This window comes from Streptomyces sp. NPDC056222 (assembly GCF_042264065.1).
Taxonomy (GTDB): Bacteria; Actinomycetota; Actinomycetes; order Streptomycetales; family Streptomycetaceae; genus Streptomyces.
Genome location: NZ_JBHJTL010000064.1, coordinates 19,531 through 36,368 on the forward strand (window position 1 = coordinate 19,531; position 16,838 = coordinate 36,368).

Consider the following 16,838-nt stretch of genomic DNA (forward strand, 5'->3'; position numbering starts at 1 on the left):
ACCGTCACGTCACGGCTGCCTCCTGACGGCGCGGCCGGCCAGGACGTCCGTACGTCTGCCGTCCTCGATCACGAACCTCCCGTCGACGAGGACGTGGGGGATGCCCACCGGGAGGGTGCGCGGGGCCTCGTACGTCGAACCCGCCGCCACCGTCGTCGGGTCGAAGAGGACCATGTCCGCCACGTAGCCCTCGCGGATCAGGCCGCGGTCCGGGAGGCGGAGGCGGGCCGCGGGGCGGGAGGTCAGGTGGGCCACGCACTCCTCGAGGGAGAGGACGCCCTCCTCGCGTACGTACTTCCCCAGGTACTCCGGGAACGTGCCGTACGCCCGCGGGTGCGGCTTGAGGCCCTGGAGGATGCCGTCCGAGCCGCCCGTGTGGACCCGGTGGCGCATGATCGTGCGGACGTTCTCCTCGTGGCCGACGTGCTGGAGGATCGTCGAGCCGAGTCGGTCGTCGATCAGCAGACGCCGGGCGGTGGTCCAGGGGGACTCCCCGCGCATCCGCGCCGACCGGTCGATCGTCCTGCCGACGAGGGACGCGAGACCCGGGTCGCCGACCCCCGAGATCTCGATCGTGTCCCACTCGATCGGCACTCCGTGGCAGCCGTCCGAGCCGATCTCCTCCAAATGGTGGCGGATCCGCTCCGAGGTCTCCGCGTCCTGGAGTCGCGCGAGGATCGCCTCCGGGCCGCCCTCGCTCGCCCAGCTCGGCAGCATCGCCACGAGGGTCGTGCAGCCGGGCGTGTACGGGTAGGTGTCGAGGGTGATGTCGGAGCCCTGCTCCAGCGCCTCGTCGAGCAGGTCCAGGAGATCCGGGGCCCTGCCCTTGTTCACGCCGAAGTTCATCGTCGCGTGCGCCAGGTGCAGCGCGCAGCCCGCGTCCCGGGTGAGGGCGACCATCTCCTCGTAGGCCTGGAGCGCACCGGCGCCGTACGAGCGGTGGTGCGGGCAGTAGTAACCGCCGTACCCCGCCACGACCTTGCAGAGCTCGGTGAGTTCGGCGTCCTTCGCGTACATCCCGGGGGTGTACGTGAGCCCGGAGGACATGCCCACCGCGCCCTGCTCCATGCCCTCCGCGACGAGCTGCCGCATCCTGTTCAGCTCGGCGTCGGTCGCCGGGCGGTCGTCCCAGCCGACCGCGTACATCCGCACCGTGCCCTGGGGGATCAGATACGCCGCGTTCACCGCGATCCCGCGGTCGAGGCGGTCCAGGTACTCGCCGACCGTGCGCCAGTCGAAGTCGATGTCGGATCCGTCGCCGTTCCAGCCCGTGATCGACCTGCGGACCTCCGCGAGCGTGCGGTCGTCGACCGGCGCGTACGACAGCCCGTCCTGGCCCAGGACTTCGAGGGTCACGCCCTGCGCGGCCTTCGCGGTGTGCTCCGGGTCGCGGAGCAGCGCGAGGTCGCTGTGGGCGTGCATGTCGATGAAGCCGGGGGACAGGGCGAGCCCCTCGGCGTCCAGGACGCGCCGGGCGGTGGGGCGCTGACAGCCCGCCGCCGCGGCCTCCTTGACGATGGCGGCGATCCGGCCGCCGTCGACGGCGACATCGGCGCGGTACGAGTCCCCACCGGAGCCGTCTATGACGTCCACGTCGCGGATGACGAGGTCCATGGTGACCGGCTCCTCTAGAAGAAGGTACGGATGTAGTCGACGACCGTGCCGTCCGCCTCGACCAGCGGGATCAGCTGCCACTTGTCGAAGGAGGTGCACGGGTGGGACAGGCCCATGCCCAGCCAGTCACCGACCTCCAGCTCGGCGCCCTGCTCCGTCCGTACCCAGCCGTGCTGGTCGGACAGTCCGGTGACCGCGATGCCGTCGGCGGGGCGGACCGCGCCCGTACGGCCGTCGCGGACCACCTGTGCCTCGGGCAGGTCCAGGTCGTACGCGGCGTCGCGCTTGCCCGCGTTGGTGAACGCCTGCTCGGGCGTCGGGCGCGAGACGACCTGGGCCCAGAGCCGGAACGCGGGCTGGAGCGTGCCCTCCTCGGGGACCCGGTTGAAGGGGGTGAGGTGCCGGTAGTGGCCGTCGTCGTGCGAGATGTACGCACCGGAGCGCAGGAGCTTCAGTACGGGGAGGGAGAGTTCGGGGATCCCGGCGAAGACGTCGGCTACCGCGTCGAACCAGGCGCTGCCGCCCGCGCTGACGACGATCTCCTCGACCCCGGGGGAGAACCGGCCCGCCTTGTCGAAGTCGGCGGCGAGGGAGACGAGGCGGTTCAGCCAGTCGTGCACCCGCTCGGGCGTGGCTTGCGGGACCTCGCCCTCGTAGCCGGCGACGCCGACCAGGCGCAGCGTCGTGGTCGCCGCGACGGCGTCCGCGACGGCCGTGCAGTCGGCCTCCGTACGGGCTCCGGTACGGGCTCCCTCGCCGGCGCCGAGCTCGACGACGACATCCACGGGGCGGCGGGCGCCGGCCTCGGTGAGCGCCGCGTCCATCAGCTCGACGCCGCGCACGGAGTCGACGTAACAGACGAAGCGGAAGTCGGGGTCCGCGTCGAGCTCGGAGGCCAGCCAGCGCAGGGCGGGCGCGTCGACGAGCTCGTTGGCGAGGAAGATCCGGGCGATGCCGTGCGCGCGGTAGACGCGGGCCTGGTGCGGGACGGCGGCGGTGATGCCCCAGGCGCCGTGCTCCAGCTGGCGGTCGAAGAGCTGCGGCGCCATCGAGGTCTTGCCGTGCGGGGCGAAGGCGAGGCCGTGGCGCTCGGCGTAGATCTCCAGGAGGCGCAGATTGTGCTCGACGGACTCTGCGGAGAGGGCGAGGACGGGGGTGGTGAAGCCGCCGGTGAACAGATTGCGGCGCTGGGCGGCCAGTTCGCCGACGGTCAGGCCCTCGGCGTCCGGGGGCAGGGCCTTGAAGCGGTGGTCGACACGCTCGTTGGCCAGCTGAGGGGTGGGCCGGTCGGCGGGCATGGGTCCTCCTCGTCGAGGTCGTTGCATCATGTGCAACAGTCATTGCGCATATCGCTTGATGCTGTCTAACATCCGGGCCAACGCCGGGTCAATGGACCCGCATGATCGACGAGGAGTCCGCACGTGACCGGAGCCCCGCCCGTGGACGCGCCGCCTGTGGACGTCGTCTGCCTCGGCGAGTCCATGGTCACCTTTCTGCCCTCCCGGCCGGGCCGCCTCGCCGACGCCCCCTCGTTCGCCCGCACCATCGGCGGCGCCGAGTCCAACGTGGCGTGCGCGCTGGCCGCGGCGGGGCACCGGGCGAAGTGGGTCAGCCGGCTGGGCCGCGACGGCTTCGGCGACCACCTCGTGGAGACGATCGCCGCGTACGGCGTCGACGTGTCCGCCGTGGGGCGGGACGCCGACCGGCCGACCGGCATCTACTTCCGTACCGCAACGGACCGCGCGACCGCCGGGCACGAGGTCGCGTACTACCGGGCCGGATCGGCGGCGTCGGCGATGTCGCCGACGACCGTGCCCTACGACTCCGTCGCGGACGGGCGGGTGCTCCATCTGTCCGGGATCACCGCCGCGCTGTCGGACGACTGCCTGGCGCTGACCCGTTCGCTGACCGCGCCGCGGGCGGGTCGGCCGCTGGTGTCGTTCGACGTGAACTTCCGGGCGGGGCTGTGGCGCGACGCGGCCGCGGGCGGACACGTGCTGCTGGAGCTTGCGCGGGGCGCTGACGTGGTGTTCGTGGGAGAGGACGAGGCGGAGGAGGCGTGGGGCGTGTGCGGGGCGGCTGCTGTGCGGGCCGCGCTGCCGGAGCCCGGGGTTCTCGTGGTGAAGCGAGGTGGTGCGGGCGCGGTGGTCTTCGAGCGCTGCGCCGGCTCTTCCCCCACCCCCGGACAGGACCTCGTCACCACCGTCCCCGCCCCCACCGTCGACGTCGTCGCTCCCGTCGGTGCCGGCGACGCCTTCGCCGCCGGATTCCTCTCCGCCACCCTCCGCGGGCTCGACGCCACCGCCCGGATCAGGCACGGGCACCTCATGGCCGCCGCCGCGCTCACCGTTCCCGGCGATCTGGGCGCCCCTGCCCGTACCGCACACGCCGACCGGCTCGTCGCCCTCGACGACGAGGGCTGGGGGAGACTTCACCTCGGCCCCGGCTGGACGGGGGACGACCAGGAGGTACGTACGTCATGAGCCAGACCGTCGACCGCGCGCTGAGCATCCTGCCGCTGCTCGCCCAGGGCCCCGCCGACCTCGGGCAGGTCGCCGACCGGCTCGGCGTGCACAAGTCCACCGCGCTCCGGCTGCTGCGCACCCTGCACGAGCACGGGCTCGTCTACCGCCAGCAGGACCAGCGCTACCGCCTGGGCGCCCGCCTCTTCGCCCTCGCCCAGGAAGCCGTCGAGAACCTCGACATCCGCGAGATCGCCCACCCCCACCTCACCGCGCTCAACGAGCAGATCGGACACACCGTCCACCTCGCGGTCCACGAGGAGGGCGAGGTGCTCTACATCGACAAGGTCGAGAGCCGATACCCGGTCCGGATGTACTCCCGAATCGGCAAGCCCGTCGCGATCACCGTCGCCGCCGTCGCCAAGCTGCTGCTCGCCGACCTGCCCGAGCCCGAGCGGCGCGCCATCGCCGCCAAGCTCGACTACCCCATGTACACGTCCCGTTCGATCCCCAACGCCGCCGCCTTCCTCAAGGAGCTGGCGACCGTGCGCGAACAGGGCTGGGCCACCGACCTCGGTGGCCACGAGGAGTCCATCAACTGCATCGGTGCCCCCATCCGCGGTGCCGACGGCCGCGTCGTCGCAGCCATGTCGGTCTCGGCACCCAATGTGGTCGTGACCGCCGAGGAACTCCTCACCCTGCTCCCGCTGGTGCGCCGCACCGCCGACGCCATCAGCCGGGACTACTCAGGCAACACCCCTACCAAGGACCGGACATGACCGAGAAGATCGCCCTCACCCCCGCCACCCACACCGCCCCGCCCGCGAAGTTCTCGCACGGCGTCAAGAAGGGCAACATCCTCCAGGTCGCCGGCCAGGTCGGCTTCCTCCCCGCCGTCGAGGGCCAGGCGCCCACCCCGGCCGGCCCGACGCTGCGCGAGCAGACCCTCCAGACCTTCGCCAACGTCAAGGCGATCCTGGAGGAGGGTGGCGCGAGCTGGGACGACGTGATGATGATGCGCGTCTACCTCACCGACGTCGACCACTTCGCCGAGATGAACGAGATCTACAACGCGTACTTCGAGGAGCAGGGCCTCAAGGCGCCCGCCTCGGCGCGTACGACGGTCTACGTCGGCCTCCCCAAGGGCCTCCTCATCGAGATCGACGCTCTCGCGGTCCTGGGCTGAAAACCGGCTGAAAACCCGCCCCCGAACCTGAGCTGATTCTGCTGAAACCGCCCCTCCACGGCACGGCGTTCGTCCCCGCGACGCCGTGCCGCGCTCCCCCCTACCCAAAAACGAGGTCCCCTTGCTGCTCGCCGCCGCACCCCCCGCCGCCGAGACCCCACCCCACACGGGTGGCCTTCTGCTGCTGATACCGGGCACCGCCGGACTGCTCACCGTCGCCGCCCTCGGAATCGCCCTCCTCCTCGTCCTGATCATCAAGGTCAGGCTGCAGCCGTTCGTCGCGCTGCTCGCCGTCTCGATCAGCGTCGGCCTCGCCGCGGGTCTCTCCGTCACCGAACTCTTCGGCACCGTCCAGAGGTCCGCCGCCACCTCGGTCATCGAGACCGGCATGGGCGGCATCCTCGGCCATGTCGCGATCATCATCGGCCTCGGCACCATGCTGGGCGCGATACTCGAGGTCTCCGGCGGCGCCGAGGTGCTGAGCAGCCGGTTGCTCAACCTCTTCGGCGAGAAGCGGGCGCCGCTCGCGATGGGTCTCACCGGTCTGATCTTCGGCATCCCGGTCTTCTTCGACGTCGGCATCTTCGTCCTCGCGCCGATCGTCTACGCGGCCGCCAAGCGCTCCGGCAAGTCGATCCTGCTCTACTGCATGCCGCTCCTCGCGGGTCTCTCCATGACCCACGCCTTCCTGCCGCCGCACCCCGGTCCCGTCGCCGCCGCCGGACTGCTGCACGTCTCGCTCGGCTGGGTCATCCTCATGGGCATCGTCGTCGGCATCCCCGCCGTCCTCGCCGCCTGGGCCTACGCCTCCTGGATCGGCAAGCGCATCTTCGTCGAGGTCCCGCAGGACATGGTCGAGGCCGCGGAGGACGCCAAGGCGCAGGTCGCCGCCGAACGCAAGGGCGGTGCCTCCGAGGCGCCCGTCTCCCTCGCCACCGTGCTCCTCATCATCGGTACGCCGCTGGTCCTCATCCTCGCCGCGACGTTCTCCTCCATCGCGTTGGACGAGTCGACCGCCCGCTCCGTGATCGAGTTCTTCGGCAACCCGTTCGTCGCCCTGACGATCGCGCTGTTCCTCGCGTACTACCTGCTCGGCATCCGGCGCGGCTGGTCCCGCAAGTCCCTGGAGCAGGTGTCCACGTCCTCGCTGAAGCCGGTCGGCAACATCCTGCTCGTGGTCGGCGCGGGCGGTGTCTTCGGCGCGATCCTGAAGGCGAGCGGAGTCGCCCAGGCGCTCTCCGACACCTTCAACGACGTCGGTCTGCCCGTGATCGTCCTCGCCTACCTGATATCGCTCGTCCTGCGCGTCGCGCAGGGTTCGGCGACCGTCGCCATCGTCACCACGGCCGGCATCGTCCTGCCCCTGGTCGAGGGCGGCGACCACTCGCAGGCGTTCCTCGCCCTGGTCATCATGGCGATCTCGGCCGGCTCGATCTTCGCCTCGCACGTCAACGACGGCGGCTTCTGGATCGTGAGCAAGTACTTCGGCATCTCCGAGCGCGACACCCTGAAGTCCTGGACCGTCCTGGAGTCCGTGCTCTCGCTGGCCGGTTTCGCGGTCGCGGCCGCCCTGAGCCTGGTGGTGTAGGGCCCGGCCACGTGCCGGGGCCGTACGCCCCGGTCGTCGAGCAGGGGCGCCCCGGAATCCCGGGGCGCCCCTGTCCGTATGTCAGGCGGTGCAGTACTGCGAGGCCTTGCCGATCGAGCGGTACATGCAGTCCGCGTTCTCCAGAAGCTGGAGGACGGCGTCCTTGTTGCGGCTGGTCTCGCGCTCGATCACCTCGTCGGGCGGGTAGAAGCCGCCGTTCCAGGACGAGGCCGGATACATCTCGAAGGTGTATCCGAAGATCTTCTGCGAACCCCAGAGGTAGTCGTCGATCGACCCGTCGGTGATGTAGAGGTCGCTCGACTGCTCGGCCGTGTAGCCGTTGCTCGCAGCCATCTTCTGGCCGACCGCGGCGAACGCGTCACGGTCGTCCTGGGTCATCCCCGGCGCGGTGTTCGCGGTGGTCCAGCCGAACGGCCAGAGCACCAGCTCGCTGTACGTGTGGAAGTCGATCGCGGCCCTGATCTGCTGCTTGCCGCCCACCACACGGGAGCGGACGAAGTCGGCGACGACCTTCACCTCGGGCGCGGACTCGGGGGCCGTGCCCCGGTACGTCTCGGAGCTCTTGCTGCCCGAGGAGCCGCCGCAGCAGCCCCACTTGTAGTCCCAGTTGCGGTTCATGTCCGTACCGACGTAGCTGGACCCGGAGTTGGGCTGCCGGTTCTTGCGCCAGCTGCGGTAGGAGCCGGAGGCGATGTCGTACTCGCCGCCGTCCGGGTTGAGGTCCGGCACGATCCAGATCTCGCGGCTGTTGACCACGTTGGTGATCCGGGAGTCCGTGCCGTAGCCCGCTCCCAGCTCGCGCAGTAGATAGAGCGCCATCTCGACGGTCAGGTGCTCGCGGGCGTGCTGGTGGTGGGTGAAGAGGACCTCGGGCTCGGCCTCGTCCGTACCGACGTTGTCGCTGATCTTGATGGCGACGATGTCGCGGCCCTGGTACGTCTTGCCGATGACCCGCTTGTTCATGATGTTCGGGTACTGGGCGAGGCGCTGGTCGATCTCCGCGTTCATCTCGGCGAAGTTGTGGTACTTCGAGTCGGCGGACGGGAAGTCGAAGGGCTTGACCGCCAGGCCCTTGACCGAGCGGTCGGGCGGGGCCGGCAGCGCCTCGGGGCGGTGGCCGAGTGCGCGGAGCTTGCGCAGCTGGGCGGCGTTGGCACTGACGACGACGCTGTGGTCGTCCGCCTCGTCGATCGAGACGCCGGTCGCGGCGAGCGCGGTGCGTTCGGCGACGGTGGACGGGCCGTGGATCTCGTACTGGCGGATCACTTCCTCGGCGGCGGCGGTCGGTTCCGAGTCGGCTCCGGCTTGGTGGGCGCCTGCGGAGAGCGGCGCCGCGAGGGCGAGCGCCAGAAGGGCCGCGAGTGTGGCGGACCTTCTTCCGCGGGTTCGAAGTCGCATGCTGTCTCCTGGGTGGGGAGTGTGGGGGTGTGCGACAGATTGGTGCGGGTGTCCGGGCATATCGTGAGGCTCTGACATGCACTGGTCAAGCAGGTACTTCGGCCATACTGTCGGCGTGGGGACGCTGATCGGTACGTACGAGGTCGAACACAAACTAGGCGAAGGCGGTATGGGCACCGTGTATCTGGCGCGCTCGCGCGGCGGACGGGCGGTCGCCGTGAAAGTGGCGCGGCCGGAACTCGCCGCCGATCCCGCCTTCCGCGAACGCTTCCGGGCCGAGGTCGCCGCCGCCCGGATGGTCGGCGGCTTCCATACCGCGCAGGTCGTGGACGCCGACCCCGACGCCGCTGCGCCCTGGCTGGCCACCGCGTACATCCCGGGCCCCACCCTCGCCGGTCTCGTCACGGCCGAAGGTCCGCTGCCCGAATCGCGGCTTCGGGCGCTCGGCGCCGCGCTCGCCGAGGCCCTGGAGGCCATCCACGGCTGCGGACTGGTCCACCGCGACCTCAAGCCCGGCAACATCGTGATGGCCGCCGACGGGCCCCGGGTCCTCGACTTCGGGATCGCCCGCGCGCTGGAGTCGACGCGGCTCACGGCCACCGGGGCGGCCTTCGGCACCCCCGGCTACCTCGCCCCCGAGCAGGCCCTCGGTGAGGAGGTGACCGGCGCCGCCGACATCTTCGCGCTCGGGGCGGTCCTCGTGGCGGCGGCCGGCGGGCGCGCGTTCGGGGACGGGACGCCGATGGGTCTCATGTACCGATCGGTGCACGAGGCGGCGGATCTGACGACCGTTCCGGCCGGACTCCGTGACCTCGTGGCCTCCTGCCTGGCGAAGGACCCTGCCGACCGGCCGACACCCGGAGGGATTCTGGACGCGCTCACCGCTCCGGCGTCGCATCCCACGCCGACGGTGATCGCGGCTCCCCGCGTCCCCGCCGACATCCAGGACGCGGTGCCGCATCACGCGCGCCGGACGCAGGACGTACGGGACGCGCCCGAGATCCAGGACGCGGTGCCGCACCACGCCCTCCCGACGCAGGACGTCCAGGACCTTCGTGATGTGCGGGACGCCGTGCCCGCGCCCCCGATGCCTGCCGGGCCGCCCCCACCCCCGCCCGTGCCACCGAAGCCCTCCGGCCCGCCGTCCCCCGCGATCCCGGTGCGCTCCGACCCGCCGCCCGCGCTCATCGCCGCCGACGGGGAGTGCGGTGTCGTCGCCGACGCCGACGGAGTCGTCTTCGAGATGTTCGGCGAGGAGGCCGAGTTCGGCTGGGGCGAGATCGGATCCGTCGCGTACGAGACCGCCCGGCGCGACCGGCAGTTGCGCGTCGTCGTCACCCTTCAGGACGGCAGCTCCTACGACTGCGAGGTCAACGGCCGCGCCGCCCTCGTCACGCAGTGGGTCGCCCAGCTCGACCTCGTACTCGACCGCTACCTGGCCGAGTGAACGCACGGACAGCGCCGCCGGGGGAGCGGCGGCGCTGTCCGTGGCGGAATCCCGTACTACGGGAGGTTGTGGACGTGCGGTCCGACCGCGTTGGACCAGGCGTTGCCGGCCGTCGCGTCCCAGTTGGTCGACCAGGTCATCGCACCGCGGAGGTTGGGCCAGGTCTGCGAGGGCTTGAAGGAGCCGCAGTTGGTGCCCCGGGCCAGGCAGTCCAGAGCGTTCCTGACGATCGACGGGTCGACGTAGCCGCTGCCCGCACCACGGGTCGAGGCCGGCACGCCGAGCCCGACCTGGGAGGCGTCGAGGCCGCCCTGGAGCTGGATGCAGGCGAGCGCGGTGAGGAAGTCCACCGAGCCCTGGCTGTACACCTTGCCGTCGCAGCCGAGCATCGAACCGCTGTTGTAGTACTGCATGTTGACCACCGTGAGGATGTCCTTCACGGCGAGCGCGGTCTTGAAGTACTCGGTGCCCGTGTTCTGCATGTCGATGGTCTGCGGGGCCATCGTCAGGACCATCGACGAACCGGCCTTGGCGGAGAGCTGGCGCAGCGCCTTGGTCAGGTACGTGGAGTTGATGCCGTGCTCCAGGTCGATGTCGACCCCGTTGAAGCCGTACTCCTGCATCAGGGCGTACGCGCTGTTCGCGAAGGCGGTCGCGGAGGCGTCACTGTTGATGGTGACGTTCCCCTTCTCGCCGCCGACGGAGACGATGACCGACTTGCCGGCCGCCTTCTTGGCCGCGATGTCGGCCTTGAAGTCGGCGACGGAGGCGTAGCCGACGGCCGGGTCGAGGTTGAAGACGATCTGGCCCGGCGTGGTGGTCGAGTCGGCGAAGGAGACGGCGATGATGTCGTACTGCGCCTGGACGTCCCGCAGCTTCTGGACGGTCGCGCCGTTGTTGAAGTTCTGCCAGTAGCCGGTCAGGGCGTGCTTGGGGACGGACGGGCCGGGACCCGGGTTGGTGGTGCCGGTCCGGGCCGAGACGGCGGTGGACTTGGCGGACTCGCCCGCCGCGTTGGTCGCGGAGACCTGGAACTGGTACGTGGTGTTGGCGGCGAGGCCCGTCACGGTGGCCGAGGTGCTGGAGACCGTCTGTGCCAGGGCGCCGTCCCTGTACACCTTGTAGCCGGTGGCGCCGGAGACGGCGTTCCAGCTCAGGGCGACCGAGGACGAGGTGACCGTGCCCGCGGCGAGGCCCGCCGGGGTCGACGGGACGACCGGGTCGGGGTCCGTGCCGCCGCCACCGTCGGGGCCGAAGACGGAGACGTCGTCGACGAAGTAGGCGGCCTGGCCGTACCAGCCGTGGGTGTAGACGGTGACCGAGGTGGTGTTCGCGCCGGTGGTGAAGCTGGTGGTCAGCTGCTTCCAGGAGGGGCTGTCGGGGGTCCAGGTGGACACGTCCGTGGTCCCGGTGCCGGTCGCGCCGAGGTAGGCGTACCCGCCCTGCACCCAGGCGCTCAGGGTGTAAGTCGAGTTGGGCTTGACGGTGACGACCTGGCTGCACCGGGCGTTGTCCTGGCCGGCCGGGGTCGCCCTGAGGGCGCCTGCCCCCGTCCGTACGGGCGAGGAGACCGCGGAGCCGCTGCCCGCGGAACAGGTCCAGTTGGCGGTACCGGACTCGAAACCCGCGTTCTTGGCCACGTTGACGTCCGCGGCCTGGGCGGTGCCGGCGCCGCCGACGAGGACGAGCCCGGAACCGACGGCCAGCGCGAGCGCGCCGCCGATCCATCTGCGCGAGCGTGTGGTGGTGCGGTCCACTTGCTGCCTCCGGAGGGGGAGTTGGGGGTGTGGAGGGGTCGGAACGGTGGCCACCGCTGAGGGAACAAGCTGGTCCAGACCAATCGAGTTGTCAAGACCTCTGGAAGGTGCGGGAGTTGGTCGGCGGGGTCCACGTGTGGGCCCTGGGGCCCATGGCCGACCGCATCCGGGCCCACGTCAAGGCCCCACGCAAGGGCCGTGCGGGCCCAGAAATCTCCTGACGCTTGGCGGATTGTGTGTTCACCGGACCACGGTCCGTGGATAAGGTGCAGAAGCACCGCGCTGTGCAGTAACGCAGTGAACGCAGTGAGTCATGGGGACATGGGGACGGGGAGCCCGACGTGCCGACAGCGATCGCGGTCACCAGTGCCGATCTGGTGCTGCCACCGACCGACCAGCAGACACCCGCCGCCGCCGTCCTTCCGGCACCGGGGACCCAGCCACTCGCCTCCGCCGTCGCCGACCTCCAGCTCCTCCTCGACCGGTACGGCCATGTGATCGTGGTCTGCCCCACCTCCGTACCGACCGCCACGGAGCAGCGACTGCACGCCGTACGGTCCCTCCTGGAGAGCGACCGGATCGCCCTGGTCAAGACCGATCTGCCGCCGCTCGGCACCGCCGTGCTGGCCCGACAGCTGCGGCAGCTGTCCGCCTGCGACTTCAGCCCCGGCGTCGTCGCCTCGGCCGCCCGGCTGCTCGCCCACTACATCTACGCCGGGGCCGTCCTCGGCTCCGTCGCCAAGCTCGACCGCGTACCGGTCAGCCTCAAGTCCCACCTCAAGGGCTGGATGCCGGGCGCCCAGTTCGCCGTCCTCGCCGGGCCCGTACCGCAACTCGTCCGCATCACGCCGGGCGCCGAGCCACCCGCCGGACCCGAGTTCGCCACCCAGCTCCTCCTGGCCCGCGGACAACTGCAGACCGACTGGCCCACCGGCACCCTCGCCCCCCGCTGGCAGGTCCAAGGTGTGCAGGAGGCGCCGCTGCCCGCCGAATCGCCGCGCTGGTGGGGCACCGGCAGGCTGGTCGAGTTCGCCGCCCACCTCCCCGACATCGCGGTCCTCCACCACCTGGTCTCCTCCGTGCGCCGCGAGACCTGCCACTGGTGCCGGATGGAACTCATCGGCGACCGCTGCGGATTCTGCTCCGCCCCCCTGCCCACCACCGTGCCGCCCACCGCCTCGGCCGAACCCCGGGCGCTCACTTCCCCTGTCCGCTGAGTCACACGGAACCGATCGAGGTTGTACGGCAATGAATTCCCGCCAGCGCCGTGGCGTCCTACTTCTGCTGCTGTCCGTCCTGTGCGCCCTCGGCGCCTTCGCCGGTGTCCTCTCGGTGATCGGTGACGTCAACTCCAAGGTCGGACCCGAGGTGAAGGCGTACCAGGTCAGGAAGGACGTGGCGCCCTACACCCCGCTGAGCGCCGGGCAGTTCGAAGAGATCGCGATGCCCGAGCGCTGGCTCTCGGAGAACGCCGTCACCGACCTCGACCAGATCGAGGGCAAGATCGCCGTCACCACCCTCCGGGCCGGCTCCCTGCTCCAGTCCGACATGATCGTCAAACGTCCGGCACTCCAGCCCGGCCAGCAGGAGATCGCCATCATGATCGACGCCGCCACGGGAGTCGCCGGCAAGATCACCGCCGGTGCCACGGTCAACATCTACGCCACCTTCGACGGCGAGAAGGACGGGCAGCCCGCCCAGTCCAAGATGATCGTCGCCAACGCCCGGGTCCTGGACGTCGGGAAACTCACCCCCATCAGCGACTCCGAGAACCGGAGCAGCCGGGCCACCGAGGCCGTCCCGATCACCTTCGCGCTCTCCACGCTCGACACCCAGCGCGTCGCCTACGCCGAGTCCTTCGCCCAGCACGTACGCCTCGCCCTCGTCGCACCCGGCGCCGAACCCACCGTCGACCCGCGCGACCGCACCTACACGCTCGACAAGGACAAGTGAGGCCGGATGACCACCAGGATCCTGCCGGCCGTCGCCGACCCCGACGCGGCCCGGGCCGTCACCACGCTGCTCAGCCAGCTCCCCGACGCCGAACCCGCCGCCCCCGTCGCCGACTCCACACATCTCGTCGACACCCTCGCCCGGCTCGCCGCCGAGTCCCTCGACGAACTGCCCGAAGTCGTCGTCGTCCACGAGCGGATCGGCCCGGTCCCGGCGCTGGAACTCATCCGCGAGGTCGCGCTCCGCTTCCCCGCCGTCGGCGTCGTCCTCATCACCGCCGACGCCAGCCCCGTCCTCTTCTCCGCCGCCATGGACTCCGGCGCCCGCGGCCTGGTCACCCTCCCCCTCGGCTACGAGGAGCTCGCCAGCCGCGTCCAGGCCGCCGCCCAGTGGTCCGTCGGCGTCCGCCGGCACCTCGGCAGCGGCACCGACGTCCTCACCGGACCCGGCGGCACCGTCGTCACCGTCAGCGGCGCCAAGGGCGGCGTCGGAACCACCGTCGCAGCCGTCCAACTCGCCCTCGCCTCCCGGGCCTCGGGCCGGACCGTAGCCCTCGTCGACATGGACCTCCAGAGCGGCGACATCGCCTCCTACCTCGACGTCCAGTTCCGCCGCTCGGTCGCCGACCTCGCGGCCGTCGACGACATCTCGCCCCGTGTCCTCCAGGACGCCGTCTACACCCACGAGACGGGCATCGCCCTGCTCCTCGCCCCCGGCGAGGGCGAACGCGGCGAGGACGTCCCCGACCGCGCCGCCCGCAAGATCGTCAGCGCGCTCCGCTCCCGCTACGACGTCGTGGTCGTCGACTGCGGAACCCACCTGACCGGGGCGGGCGCGGTCGCCGTCGAGATGGCCGACGCGGCGCTCCTGGTCACCACCCCGGACGTGGTCGCGGTACGAGCGGCGAAGCGGACCGTACGGATGTGGGACCGGCTCCAGATCCGCAAGGCGGAGGAGAGCACCGTCCTGGTGAACCGGTACACGCGCTCCACCGAGATCCAGCCCGCCCTCATCCAGAAGATCACCGGGACCCGGATGGCGGGCGTCGTGATCCCCGCCAACTTCAAGGAGCTCCAGGGCGTCGTCGACGCGGGCCGGATGCACGAACTCGACGCCCGGTCGAGCGTGAAGCAGGCCCTGTGGTCACTCGCCGGCGAGCTGGGACTGGTCGGGACACCGGGGGCCTCCTCACGGGGCACCTCGGCGGGCTCCGGCGCCGGGTCGGGATCGCGCCCGGGGATGCAACTCGCCCTCACGCGCGGGGACGACCGGGGATCGCTGGGCCTGCGCCGCCGCGGGAAAGGTCGCTGAGCCATGCCGGCGTACCAGGACGTGGCGCGACGCGACGAGGGGCAGGTGGCCGTCGAGTTCCTCGGCATGGTGCCGCTCATCCTGCTCACGCTCGTCCTGCTCTGGCAGTGCGTCCTGGTCGGCTACACCTTCACGCTCGCGGGGAACGCGGCGGACGAGGCGGCACGGGCCGGGGCGGTGGGCGGCGACTGCGGAGAGGCGGGGACGCGCCACCTGGACGGGGCATGGGCCTCGGGCGCCTCGGTGTCCTGCGCACCGTCCGGCTCCGGGGACATGGTGACCGCGACGGTACGGCTCAAGGTGCCCGTGCTGTTCCCCGGCGCGATCAGCTTCCCCTTCACCGTGACCGGTGAGGCCGGAGCCGTGAAGGAAGAGGAGGGCCGGCCATGAGGAAGGCACGCGACCGGGGCCAGGTGGCCGTCGAATACCTCGGCTTCCTCCCCATCCTGCTGCTCGTCGCACTCGCCGGGATCCAGCTCGGACTCGCCGCGTACGCCGCCCAGCAGGCGGGCACCGGAGCACGCGCCGCCGCCCGGGCCGCCACCCACGACGACACGACGCTCGGCCCCGGCGCGGCGGGCAAGGCGGCGATGAGCGACTGGATCGCCGAACGCGCGGGAGTCGACGTCGACGCCGGAGGCGACGAGGCCGTGGCGACCGTCACCGTACAGATCCCGTCCGTCGTCCCCTTCTGGGACTTCGGAGCGGTCCGCAAGAGCGCCACCCTGCCCCTGCCCGAGGAGGACGAGTCATGAGCCTGCGGGCACGCATCGGCGCACCCGAGGAGAACGGCCCCGGAGGCCGGGAGGACGGTCATCTCGTCGCGTCCTTCCGGGCCAAGCTCCTGGAGGAGATCGACCTCACCGAGATGTCGGCCCTCGCCGCCGCCGAGCGGCGGGCCCGCCTCGAACGCGTCCTCGGGCACATCATCAGCCGCGAGGGCCCCGTCCTCTCCACCGTCGAACGCGCCCAGCTCATCCGCCGCGTCGTCGACGAGGCGCTCGGCCTCGGCGTCCTCGAACCCCTCCTCGAAGACGCCTCCATCACAGAGATCATGGTCAACGGACCCGACCAGATCTTCATCGAGCGGGCCGGCCGGGTCGAACTGCTGCCGCTCCGCTTCGCCTCCCACGAGCAGCTGATGCAGACCATCGAACGCATCGTCTCCACCGTCAACCGGCGCGTGGACGAGTCCAATCCGATGGTCGACGCCCGGCTGCCGTCCGGCGAGCGCGTCAACGTGATCATCCCGCCGCTCTCCCTCACCGGGGCGACGCTCACGATCCGCCGCTTCCCCCGCGCGTACACCCTGCGCGAGATGATCGGCCTCGGCTCGCTCGACGAGCAGATGCTGTTCCTCCTCGCCGGACTCGTCCAGGCGAAGTTCAACGTGATCGTCTCCGGCGCGACCGGCACCGGAAAGACCACCCTCCTCAACGCGCTGTCCGGGCTGATCCCCGACGGCGAGCGGGTCATCACCATCGAGGACTCGGCCGAACTCCAGCTCCAGCAGTCCCACGTCATCCGCCTCGAAAGCCGGCCCCCGAACATCGAGGGCCGCGGCCAGGTCACCATCCGCGACCTCGTCCGCAACTCCCTGCGGATGCGCCCCGACCGCATCATCGTCGGCGAGGTCCGCGGCGGCGAGACCCTCGACATGCTCCAGGCGATGTCCACCGGCCACGACGGCTCCCTCGCCACCGTCCACGCCAACTCGGCCGAGGACGCCCTGATGCGGCTCCAGACACTGGCCTCGATGTCCGAGGTCAAGGTCCCCTTCGAAGCACTCCGAGACCAGATCAACAGCGCCGTCGACGTCCTCGTCCAGCTCACCCGGCACGCCGACGGCACCCGCCGCATCACCGAGATAGCCATCCTGGCGTCGAACGGACGCGAGCGCTTCACCCTCGCCACCGTCTGCCGCTTCCGCGCCCAGCCGCTCGCCGCCGACGGACGGGTGTACGGCGCGTACGAGTACCACCCGCTGCCACGACGCGTCGCCGACCGGCTGTACATGGCGGGGCAACCGATCCCACAGGCCTTCGGCGTCGCCGTGTCCGACGAGCAGCTCGCGACCCGGGAAGCGAAGTAGGAGGGGGAC

At 71.1% G+C, this 16,838-nt stretch carries 15 protein-coding genes; 11 read left to right on the plus strand and 4 right to left on the minus strand.

What is annotated here, in order from left to right; translation table 11 throughout:
- Positions 1 to 9: 9 nt before the first annotated feature.
- Both ACFC0D_RS26115 and ACFC0D_RS26120 read right to left on the minus strand, forming a co-directional pair.
- A complete protein-coding gene (locus tag ACFC0D_RS26115; protein WP_376440529.1) occupies positions 10 to 1,614 on the minus strand; it encodes an amidohydrolase family protein in 1,605 nt (534 codons plus the stop codon).
- 14 nt (positions 1,615 to 1,628) lie between these two features.
- Entirely contained in the window at positions 1,629 to 2,912 is a 1,284-nt protein-coding gene (locus ACFC0D_RS26120; RefSeq protein ID WP_376440532.1) for an alanine racemase, read from the minus strand.
- A gap of 123 nt (positions 2,913 to 3,035) precedes the next feature.
- Here ACFC0D_RS26120 and ACFC0D_RS26125 point away from each other — a divergent pair, with 123 nt between their 5' ends.
- The 4 genes from ACFC0D_RS26125 (at position 3,036) to ACFC0D_RS26140 (ending at position 6,850) form a co-directional block, all read left to right on the plus strand.
- Positions 3,036 to 4,097, plus strand: coding sequence for a sugar kinase (locus ACFC0D_RS26125; RefSeq protein ID WP_376440535.1), 1,062 nt, complete (start codon positions 3,036 to 3,038; stop codon positions 4,095 to 4,097).
- Positions 4,094 to 4,855 carry an IclR family transcriptional regulator gene (locus tag ACFC0D_RS26130; protein WP_376440538.1) on the plus strand — a complete coding sequence of 254 codons (762 nt, stop codon included), beginning with the start codon at positions 4,094 to 4,096 and terminating at the stop codon, positions 4,853 to 4,855. Before ACFC0D_RS26125 ends, ACFC0D_RS26130 begins: the two co-directional genes overlap by 4 nt.
- Positions 4,852 to 5,262, plus strand: coding sequence for a RidA family protein (locus ACFC0D_RS26135; RefSeq protein ID WP_361854879.1), 411 nt, complete (start codon positions 4,852 to 4,854; stop codon positions 5,260 to 5,262). The genes ACFC0D_RS26130 and ACFC0D_RS26135 overlap by 4 nt, the downstream gene beginning before the upstream one ends.
- A gap of 121 nt (positions 5,263 to 5,383) precedes the next feature.
- The gene (locus tag ACFC0D_RS26140) at positions 5,384 to 6,850 is read left to right on the plus strand and encodes a GntP family permease (protein WP_376440542.1); all 1,467 of its coding nucleotides are present in this window, start codon (positions 5,384 to 5,386) and stop codon (positions 6,848 to 6,850) included.
- An 81-nt stretch (positions 6,851 to 6,931) separates the two neighbouring features.
- Here the strand turns inward: ACFC0D_RS26140 and ACFC0D_RS26145 are convergent, their stop codons facing one another.
- On the minus strand, positions 6,932 to 8,269 hold the full coding sequence (locus tag ACFC0D_RS26145) for a M14 family metallopeptidase (protein WP_376440545.1): 1,338 nt from the start codon (positions 8,267 to 8,269) through the stop codon (positions 6,932 to 6,934).
- Positions 8,270 to 8,438: 169 nt separating this feature from the next.
- On the opposite strand from ACFC0D_RS26145, the gene ACFC0D_RS26150 reads away from it, so the two are divergent.
- A complete protein-coding gene (locus tag ACFC0D_RS26150; protein ID WP_376440595.1) occupies positions 8,439 to 9,716 on the plus strand; it encodes a serine/threonine-protein kinase in 1,278 nt (425 codons plus the stop codon).
- Positions 9,717 to 9,772: 56 nt separating this feature from the next.
- On the opposite strand, the gene ACFC0D_RS26155 is transcribed toward ACFC0D_RS26150, so the two are convergent.
- The gene (locus tag ACFC0D_RS26155) at positions 9,773 to 11,473 is read right to left on the minus strand and encodes a chitinase (RefSeq protein ID WP_376440547.1); all 1,701 of its coding nucleotides are present in this window, start codon (positions 11,471 to 11,473) and stop codon (positions 9,773 to 9,775) included.
- A 341-nt stretch (positions 11,474 to 11,814) separates the two neighbouring features.
- Here ACFC0D_RS26155 and ACFC0D_RS26160 point away from each other — a divergent pair, with 341 nt between their 5' ends.
- From ACFC0D_RS26160 to ACFC0D_RS26185, 6 genes are read left to right on the plus strand one after another with little or no spacing between them, the layout of a single operon-like run.
- Entirely contained in the window at positions 11,815 to 12,690 is an 876-nt protein-coding gene (locus ACFC0D_RS26160; RefSeq protein ID WP_376440550.1) for a hypothetical protein, read from the plus strand.
- 31 nt (positions 12,691 to 12,721) lie between these two features.
- Positions 12,722 to 13,426, plus strand: a complete 705-nt coding sequence (cpaB, locus tag ACFC0D_RS26165; RefSeq protein ID WP_376440553.1) for a Flp pilus assembly protein CpaB — start codon at positions 12,722 to 12,724, stop codon at positions 13,424 to 13,426.
- Between the two features lie 6 nt (positions 13,427 to 13,432).
- Entirely contained in the window at positions 13,433 to 14,737 is a 1,305-nt protein-coding gene (locus ACFC0D_RS26170) for a CpaE family protein (protein WP_376440556.1), read from the plus strand.
- A gap of 3 nt (positions 14,738 to 14,740) precedes the next feature.
- The gene (locus ACFC0D_RS26175; protein WP_376440559.1) at positions 14,741 to 15,127 is read left to right on the plus strand and encodes a TadE/TadG family type IV pilus assembly protein; all 387 of its coding nucleotides are present in this window, start codon (positions 14,741 to 14,743) and stop codon (positions 15,125 to 15,127) included.
- Positions 15,124 to 15,492: a TadE family protein gene (locus ACFC0D_RS26180; RefSeq protein ID WP_376440561.1), complete on the plus strand. Its 369-nt coding sequence runs from the start codon at positions 15,124 to 15,126 to the stop codon at positions 15,490 to 15,492. Before ACFC0D_RS26175 ends, ACFC0D_RS26180 begins: the two co-directional genes overlap by 4 nt.
- Positions 15,489 to 16,829 carry a CpaF family protein gene (locus tag ACFC0D_RS26185; RefSeq protein ID WP_376440564.1) on the plus strand — a complete coding sequence of 447 codons (1,341 nt, stop codon included), beginning with the start codon at positions 15,489 to 15,491 and terminating at the stop codon, positions 16,827 to 16,829. The genes ACFC0D_RS26180 and ACFC0D_RS26185 overlap by 4 nt, the downstream gene beginning before the upstream one ends.
- Positions 16,830 to 16,838: the final 9 nt, after the last annotated feature.